Origin of the sequence: Paenibacillus xylaniclasticus (genome assembly GCF_004001065.1) — a bacterium.
GTDB lineage: Bacteria > Bacillota > Bacilli > Paenibacillales > Paenibacillaceae > Paenibacillus_T > Paenibacillus_T xylaniclasticus.
The window spans coordinates 1-9,636 of record NZ_BIML01000014.1; the positions used below are offsets into that span (position 1 = coordinate 1).

The 9,636-nt window shown below is 48.1% G+C and carries 4 protein-coding genes; all 4 read left to right on the forward strand.

Translation table 11 applies throughout. The features are described from left to right. Positions 1–1,056 (forward strand): copper amine oxidase N-terminal domain-containing protein (locus tag PXY01_RS14500; RefSeq protein WP_164744436.1); only part of this gene is annotated, 1,056 nt, incomplete at its 5' end. Between the two features lie 82 nt (positions 1,057–1,138). Further along, complete coding sequence (locus PXY01_RS22620) at positions 1,139–7,045, forward strand: glycine rich domain-containing protein (RefSeq protein ID WP_127570744.1); 5,907 nt, start codon at positions 1,139–1,141, stop codon at positions 7,043–7,045. Between the two features lie 97 nt (positions 7,046–7,142). Then, on the forward strand, positions 7,143–8,930 hold the full coding sequence (locus tag PXY01_RS14510; protein WP_127570745.1) for a DNA/RNA non-specific endonuclease: 1,788 nt from the start codon (positions 7,143–7,145) through the stop codon (positions 8,928–8,930). Between the two features lie 57 nt (positions 8,931–8,987). Beyond that, positions 8,988–9,416: a DUF600 domain-containing protein gene (locus PXY01_RS14515; protein ID WP_127570746.1), complete on the forward strand. Its 429-nt coding sequence runs from the start codon at positions 8,988–8,990 to the stop codon at positions 9,414–9,416. Positions 9,417–9,636 lie beyond the last annotated feature (220 nt).

A 9,636-nucleotide genomic window follows, 5' to 3' on the forward strand; every position in this document is an offset into this window, starting at 1 on the left:
GATCTTCGGATTATTCCGATCATTGTGAATGGACAGAAGGTGAAATTTCCAGACAGCGAGCCTTATATCAACACGGACGGATTTACGATGGTGCCGATACGGTTCGTCAGCGAGAAGCTGGGGGCCGATGTGAAATGGAACAATAAGACGCAGACGGCTATTATCGCGTACAAAGGCCAGAAGATTGAGATGCAGATCGGCTCAAAGAACGCAGTTGTAGACGGTGAAGCCGTCACGCTGGACACCGCCGCGGAGAAATACGAAGGACGCACGATGGTGCCGCTTCGCTTTGTGTCAGAAGTGTTGCATTCAGATGTCAAATGGGACGCAGGTGCGCATTCTGTGCGCGTGACGGATGCGGAATACCAGAAGAAGGTGGACAGCGGGAAGGTTGTGCTCGATCCTTGGGGACGAGAGTACAGCAAGAAATGGGATGCCAATTGGATGAAGCTGACGGATCTGCCGGATCGATTCTATCAGGATATTAATGTAGGCAAGCCGAACAATCGGCAATATATGGCGGAGAAGCGTTCTTGGGATTATAAAACATATGCGGATCAATGGGCAGAGCGGATTAAGCAGTTTTATGCAAGCTCATTGAATGTTGATTATCGAACGTTTAACGAGAAGAAGTTCGCTGATAATGCTATTAAGTATATGGGTGGAGAACAAGGCTTGAGTTCAATAGATATTCAGGGTATTCGGGATGTTGCTAAGTTCTATGCGGGTTGGGTCAAAAAAAATAAGGTTATCGTTAAAGGCTACGCCGATCCGGAAATGTCACAGGTCCGTGAAGCCGGAGGCTTCGTTATCGTTAGGACGAGATTCAAGTTCATGGTGATATCGGCGAACGATACTTCTCAGGTATTTCCTGATAACACAGATGTTACGAAGAGATCAGATTCCTTTAAGCTTAAAAAGAATGTATGGTATGACGGCTATTCGGATGTCTATTTAGCGACAAACAGTTTTAATTATCAGCATGAATATTTTTCAGTGTATTACTTCGAGAATATGTTTCTGAAGGGTCGCTACTTTTATGAAGTAAGTGAATAATACAGAATAAGGTTATTTTCTGGAATTAGTTTATTAATGAGAAGACAGTAAGGTATGCTATCAAGGTATATGGAGGTCAGGAATGAAAAAGTTTCTTATCATTGTACTCTCCATTCTATTATTAATTGCTGGAGTTCCTATTGAACCGAAAATAGCACATGCAGTAGAAAATAAAAATGACCAATTCCTAGAGACCAGCGGAGAATACAAAACAGGTGCCTGGTTCGATAACAGTGATGATCCAGAAAAAGCCGGTTGGTTTTATTATATAACGACCAACAAGAAGGCAACGTCAGGTACGCGGTATACGACGGTAAAATTTATCATTCGGTTTGATGATCCCAGTACGACGACCGTCAATGAAGGGATCACTTGCACCGGGGATGATAAATTAACGTCCGAATGTACACCGCTTGCAGGCGGGTCCAGCCGATATGTAGTCCTTGATCTTAGTGAGTTTAAGAATAATTCTCAATATATTAACGACATAGAAGAGTGCACATACGCACGAAGTATAGGAGCGAGTACTGATGGATGCAATAATGATATCTACGTAACGAAGTTCGCGCTACCGGCTGCAAAGGTTGTAGAAATACTTAAAACTAACCCAAATTTCAATAAAATAAAGGACAATACTACTTTATATTTTAATCCAATATTCAAAATAAAAATCGATAATGTTATCCAACCGGGTGAGTACTCGACGCTATCTGGGATTAGGGAAGCGAAACCGTGGAGTGATAAAAGTTACTTCCGACCAAAATACGATGTGCCAGTTCCCTATCACAGTGCTTACTATCCAATAAAGGTTCATTATTTGAAAGAATCTGATCGAACATCCATTAAGGCTGAAACGGTGATTAAAGGGCCAGATGGTAAAGGGTTTAAGGTTACGGACAAGACGATTCAAGTCGATGTGCCCGAATCAATTGAGGATAGCGCTAAGGATACATGGGTAATCGCTTGCTCGTATATAAAACCAAGTATTGATAATAAAAAGATTAACTGCGACGGTTCAGGGGATTCCCCTTATTTCGTGAGAGGTCCGGAAGTGAAGAAACGGAATCCCCCAATGTACATAGAGGGCACTGATGTCGTGATCCTCTATAAGCCAGCTGCAGAGCTAGATTGTAATTGCTCCACTCAAGTCACGATTCCGGATAAAGCCAAGCTTGAAGGGGTCTTGCCTAAGAAGCAGTCGGTTATCGGCAAAATTGTTCCCATGAAAATAGATTTTGCGAACACGGATTGGCAGCAGTGGGCGAAATGGGCCAAGGATAAAACCGATTTTACGATTCGGGTCGTCTTATACCGTAATGACAATACAGCGGTTGCTCCAATCTCTAATACAGGGGAGCCAGCCAAATGGTCTAAGATAGGAAACGCTCCCAATCTATACACAACAGAAGGTACTACGGGGGTATCCGTTTCTTCATCCAGCTTAATCTCATATCTCAAGGGCGAGACGAAGCTAATTTATAATGACGATTTAATGAACTACCCGATCCCGCCGGGCGGCAAAGTGAGCTTTAGATACAATGCCAAGGTCGTTGTCTCCGCTAAGGATAAGAAGGGGAAGCTTGTAACCAAGTCATGCACAGTTGGGGAAACGATAATTGCAACCTGGATCGCCCCACCAGAGGATAAAGAAACAGGAAGCTTTATTTCATCGCCGCAATACTGGTCGGAGATTAAGGAAGGGTCACCGCAGCTTGCGGGTACGTCCTCCAATGAGACATTCGATGCGATGTCGGGAACACCGACGACGCGCAGCCTTTATTTCGCTTCAGGAGGCTCAGAGTTTATCGTGGATGTCGAAGTGGAGTATGTACCGAAAATTACGAAGCAGCGCACGTACCGTTCGTACTTTACGCCAGTTGTGAACGGATGGGCGATGAGTCCGATTACAGGGAGCGTTGGTCATAATTCTGTTCCGTCGAAGCCGAACGCCAGAACGAAAACGGATGATGCAGGCGCAACCTATACCGAGAACGTAACGCTGCACTCCTTCAAGCACGTTATTGAGCCGGCCGTTCCTTGCTCTGGCGATCCATGTACCGGCGGCAAGCCCGAAAAGTCGGAGACTGACTATTATTGGGTGCAGGAAGGCTATGACTTTCATACCGTAGGCGGGTACGAGGATACGTGGACGCAGACGGTAACATTTGATTATATGAAGATTAATAAAGCGGTCGTATGGAAATTACATCGTTCCAAAGTGAACGGCATGGCAGAACTAGTCGGCACGAATGAAGTGACGGCTACGGTGAAGCAAGGCGATCCGAACATCTTCTTCAATCAATCAACGAACAACAACAGCGCCGACGGGCGTCTTCGCTATTCGCTTGAAACCGATCAGCATGATGACGTCGTATGGTATGAAGGACCTTCGGACAACAGTCTGGCGAACAATAAACAAGGCAAAGTGAACGAGCAGAAGAAGTTCGATGAGCGCAGGGCCTTGAAGACTAACGTTACGGCGATATCTGACTTCCTCATTCTGCAGACGTCTACCGGTGATCAGTCTGTCATGTATTTCGAGAAGAAATCCAATACCGCTAAGACGACTGAATTGTTGGAGGTTCCGACAACGGATTTCGATACGATGTGGACGAATAATCCGCTGTCGGCTGCCCAATGGGATACGCGGGATACGATTAAGATCGGCTCGTACAATGGCCAGTATTTTTCTCCGCTCTCGAAGTATTCAGGTGCTTCAACGGGTACGGTTACAACAATATTCGACAGCATGCCGGCTGGGCTGAACCGTCCGGCCCGCCCAGCGCCTTATATGCGGTTGATGGAGACGGGGCTGGATATTCCAGATCGTCTGCAGAATGGATTGGTCATCACGGGCAATGCCAGCGTATTCTATAAAGTAATTCTGAATAAGAATCCGAAGAATCTTCCGGTCGCTTATTCGGTCGGGTACGATACTAATTACCAGATGAACGGTCAATCCTTCGACAGTGCCTACTCGCCGCTGCATTCGAAGGTGAACGATGTTGTGATTCATAATCCGGTCTCGGTTCAGAATGCGAAGATTAATTCGCTGCCGAGCAGGTTGGATCAACGTACCGATGCTTCTAAGGCTATCGGGGGCAATAAGCAGGAGCCGGTATTTGAGTATGAGCGCATACTAGATCCGGATTACCGCCAGAACATCGTGGCGAACGGAGACGCGGAGATTGTGAACGTCAATGGCTCTGTAGCCGGATGGGATACTGTTGTTCTGTCAGGCAGCCCATCCTTCGGCAGCAGCAGCGGCCTCATCTCGGGTACGAGCTTTGCGATTGGAGGCACGGGCACGGGCAGCTATCAGAAAAAGATCACGGTGAAGCCGAACGTACAGTACCGATTCGAAGGCAGCATCGGCGCATCAGGCTCGAACGGCTACTTGAGAGTCGAAGTGTTGAGTGCGGATGGCACTGTATTACAATCCGGTCTGGGCAGTGCGACTGCCGTATCGGGAGCAACCGTGACGAAGAGCCATACGTTCACAACGCAGGCGAATGCAACCGAAGTGCGAATCTCGATTGTGAAGAGTGCGGCAGGCGGCACGGTATATGCGGATAATATTAGTCTGAAGAACATGACGACGCAGGAGTTTATCGCTATCGACGGGGTTTATGTCACGCAAGAGGTACCGAATCCCGACTATAAGCCGGCCACGCCGGCAACGGCTCAGGTGTTTGATTATACAGGGAGTGTACAGACATTCACGGCGCCTGGTACGGGGACTTACACGATTGAAGCCTGGGGAGCGCAGGGTGGTACGTCCAGCAATGGAGGGAAGGGTGGTTATGCCAAAGGGGAAGTCGAGCTCACAGAAGGCGAGACGATTTATATCTATGTTGGAGGTAACACGGGCTGGAACGGAGGCGGCTCCGGGCATGGCCGTCCTACCGATTCAGGGGGCGGTGCCTCGGATGTACGCCGCGGCGGTACAACGCTCTATGATCGAATTATAGTTGCAGGAGGAGGAGGAGGCCCCAGTGGAAGCCAAGCCGGCGGCAGCGGCGGCGGGGAGATAGGCGGCACTGGCGGAGATAACTACGGAACGCCAGGTACTGGCGGAACGCAGACTAGCGGTGGGGCCGGCGGCTCCAATTATGGCGGCAACGGTTCCTTCGGCCAAGGCGGCAGCAACACGGCTGGATCGAGCTCCGGCGGCGGCGGCGGCGGCGGCGGGTATTACGGCGGCGGAGCCGGCGGTAACGATTATCCGTCTTACGACGACAATGACGATTCAGGAGGTGGCGGGGGCTCCGGTTACATCGGCGGTGTAAAGAACGGCTCGATGCAGAGCGGGGTGCGCAACGGCCACGGGCAAGTAAGGATTACGGCACCGCCTATGCCAGCTCAAGGCAGCCCGACGGTAATTTCAAGCACATTAGCGGGCGGAGCAGATACGACACCTCCTGCTGATGCATATAAGCTAGTTGCTCGTCCGCTGGACCCGACGAGTTCCTCGTCTGGCAGCGCGGCTAATTTTATCTTGCTTGATCATGAATTTACGTTAGATTTCCCGAATACAGGCGACTTCTATGGCAACGGTCAATGGGGCTGGCCTTTGACGACCGATATTCGCGGTAAAGGCTTCGTTGACGGAATGGATACGACCGAATGGACCAGAGCGAAGTATGTGAAGTTTAACTTTAACGTTATTTATGAGGGTGTCATGTATAAAGCGGATTCTTGGATTTCGCTTGAGGTGCCGAAGACGCGGTTCGAATTTTATCTGCCGTTGGCCAACCGGGAACAAATCAGTGCACTTGTCGAATTCAAGAGTATTGCCATTAACGCGACTTATGAGGATAACGATTTATTCACGAACAGGGTCCGTTACGATACTCCGAAGCCGCACGCGGCTCGGCATAGTACATTGAAGAGCTTTAATATTGACGTTGTTGGAAGAATCGGGAATATGGTGATCGAAGATACGGGCGACTTCCGGTTCTCGAACTTCTTCAAGCAGCCGCTGTCTCCGACTCAGTGGCTCGTACCGAATGTCGTGAAGAAGGTGGACCAGAGCAAGGTGAATCAGCTGGTCGGCGATCAAATCGACATTCGCGGCGAGATCGTCAGCAGCGCTACCCGATATTTGGATACGTACGGACTGCTTCCGCACTTAAGGCGGGCGATTAATCCGTTCCCATTGTCGCCGGAGAAGAACAACATTGCGGCTCTGCGTAATCAGCCGCTACGGCCAGGCTACAAGGTATACACGGATCTGCAGACAATCGGCAACTATTACAGCAATTTGCAGGTTGTCCCGTATTATTATCACTTAAATCTCAAGACGGGAGCGATTCAACCGGTCGATATCTACATGGATGTGAACGGTCAGTACAAGCCGATCAACAAATTCGGCGCAGTCACGCCGGGCTGGAGCCCTTCATCTGTGTACTCTAATCCGGTTTATCTGGATTGGGATAACGAATATGTCCGAAGGAATGTATCGGATGCTGAGCTGGATTGGACCGCTCAAGTAGCCAGCCTATTCGAGAACGCAGGTGGAGACCGGGCAACCGGCAAAGCGGCGCAGCCGCATGACAACTATAGGTACGGCAACTCGCAGCTGCTGCAGCTGACTGGACGCAATCGGACATACATCGGCCAACCCAACACCTATGGCGTAAACCGCAATCCAGGCAATATGTTGTCGACTTACGAGTATGCGATGCAGGCGCAGCGCTGGCACTTCCATTATGTGCTGCCATCATCGGCGGTTGCGGTACGTAAAGGTCAAGCTGCGACGCAGGCTAATATTAAGGAACTGAGAACCAATACGAGCGTACTGCTCATGGCTGCGGATATTAAGGCGATCGGCGACACGTATACGCTTCAATACAGCGCTCCGATTAATCAATCGGTCAATATTGCGGGGACATCATGGTCGCTTAACAGCATTCCTTATCCGGTCGTTGCGGTATACTCCAGCAGTAAATCGTCAGCGGATGATTTGACAATATCGGGAACGCACTAATCATTCATCTAGTTTACACAAGTGAGGGGGGCTCCGGCTCCCCTTGTTTAATAGGACGAATCTCAGATGTGTAGGATAATAAGGCGGTGGAGCTGTAATGTCATCCATCAACGTGAATCTGACAGAATTGAATCAAATCCAACGAGAGCTGGATAAGAGCCGATTGCGGCTCGTTAGAACACAGAATGCGGTCTCCTCGGTGCATGTAGATAGCGCCATCGCGGCCCGGCGAAGCATTGGTTCGCGGATCTCCAGTGTAAGGGGGTCTCTGCGGGAGGTAGACCATCAATTTAACTTGCTTCTTACTTTTCTCAGCGAATCCATACAGCAGTACGAGAATGCAGAGGAGACGATCCGCAAGCTATTGTCGGAAATGAAGGATTTTCGCGAGAAACAGAATTGGTGGGATTGGGTTGGTGATCAGGCGAGAGCCGTAGGCAATGCAGCGTCCGATGCATGGGAGGCAGCACGACATATTGAGCAGGCGATTGTAGATGCTTTGAATGATTATCGCAACCAAATGTTTGATGCGATTCGTGAAGGAATCGCGGCGATGATGAAATGGATCGATAACGTTCGGGATCGGGCGATAGCCAAGGGCGCGAACCTAATCGAGCAGTTCTTCAAATCGGATGTGCTGAAAGGGATCGTGACCACGGTCGGCGGATTGCTGAAGCTCATCATCGATGTTTCTGTTGATATGGGGAGGAAGGTAAACCAATATCTCTCCGGGAAGGGAACCACCCTGATCGATAAGATGGCCGCGGATATAAGCAGACTGCCGGATCAAATTAAAGATATTTTTGCCCGCATCGATGCGGTGTTCAGTGAGCTGAAGGCGAAATTCCAGGGCGTTGATTTGGAGGAGGCGATCCGTTATTCGACCGACAGAATCGTAAGGGAGATCGTCCTTAGCCTCGACGGGGAACGTACTCGCATCATTGCGCCATTGATCGACTTTGTAAGCGTACGCCAAGAGAAGCTGGTGTCTAACGAAGCGAAGCGGGACACGGGCAGCTCATCATGGTGGACGTATGTGAACCTCGGACTGGATATGATCCCGTTCGTGGGAACGGCTAAGGGGATATATGAAGTCGTGTCGGGCGAAGACCTAATGGGCAATAAGCTGTCGACATCGGATAGAATCATTGCCGGAGTAGGTACAGTCGCGTCATTGATCCCTGGCGGTAAGGTAGTCGTAAAAGGCGCAGGGAAATGGGTAACGAACCTCTTTAAAGGAGCGGATGAAGCAATAGGCGGATTCAAGCCGTCGACTGTCGATGGATTCGATGCAAGGCTGTTCGATCTAGGCCCACCGCGTGACCCGGAAGTGCCTAAAATAACGCCGGAGAGACAGCAGCAGATTCAAAACCTGAGGGACGGCATGTATACTGGAGAGAGTAGGATTTCTGAGGGGACGCCTAAAGTTAATAAAACTTTTGTCGATACTCCATTTGATGAAGCAGGGAATCTTAAACCAAATGTGAAATATAAAGCTGGTGAACATCAGTACGATTATGAAACGGACAATCTTGGCCGTATTGAAAAATTCAGTACAGATGAATTAATGCTAACTGCAAGGGAAGAACGGTTACCACATGATTCAAATACACCAGGAAAAGAACCAGGTGACCATGCGGGACATTTGGCTGGGGATAGATTCGGTGGTTCTCCAGAAATTGATAACCTTGTATCTCAATCAAGCAAAGTGAATTTAAGTCAGTATAAAAAGATTGAAAATCAATGGGCAAAAGCTATTGAGGAAGGAAAACATGTAAAGGTAAATGTTGAGATTAAGTATGATGGGGATAGTATGAGACCATCAGAGTTTATAGTACAATATGAGATAGATGGAAAGTTTATGGAAGAAAGTATATTGAATTAGGGAGGGGCTATTTTGGGGAAGGTTTTTGAGGATTACTTTAGTGAATTACAGGCGGATATGGTTTCCATATGCTTAGAGTATGTTAATGATAAGGCAGATAAAATATACATCTATTGCTCGCATGAAATGGGACTTATTTCTAGTGACTTTTTCTATTGTATTAATGGGAAAATTGTAGAAAGACACAAGCTAAATGATGCGCTGGCTAATGATATTCAAGGGGCTAGTTACTCTTACAATGTGTCGGTGGAAAGACAGAAATCTGTAATTAAAATAATAAATGGTAACATCAAAGAGATGTTGAGCATCTGCAAACAATTTAATCGTGAGATGCCTACCGAGATGAAGATTATTTATGATGTAAAAACGAATAGTTTAACTGCGGACTATGCTTATGAATTGATACACACGAACGATTCGGTAAAAACCGCAGGTATGATTGCTATGGAATGGTTTGAGAAGATTAAGCAAGAACACAATATTTGAGTGTGTCCATCATGTAAGGCTTACCCATTGCAGAATGAACCCATCATTCACCGACGTTGCCCGCCTCGCACCATGCACCGTCTAATTAGCGGGAGGGAGATAATGAAGCCAACCAAATTCAGCTTTCATTGCGATTAAAACGAATCGGTAAATCATCCATCTAGTGTGACGGGATGCGGAAATCTAATCGATTCCATTCAGGAATTACCGTTAGTAACTA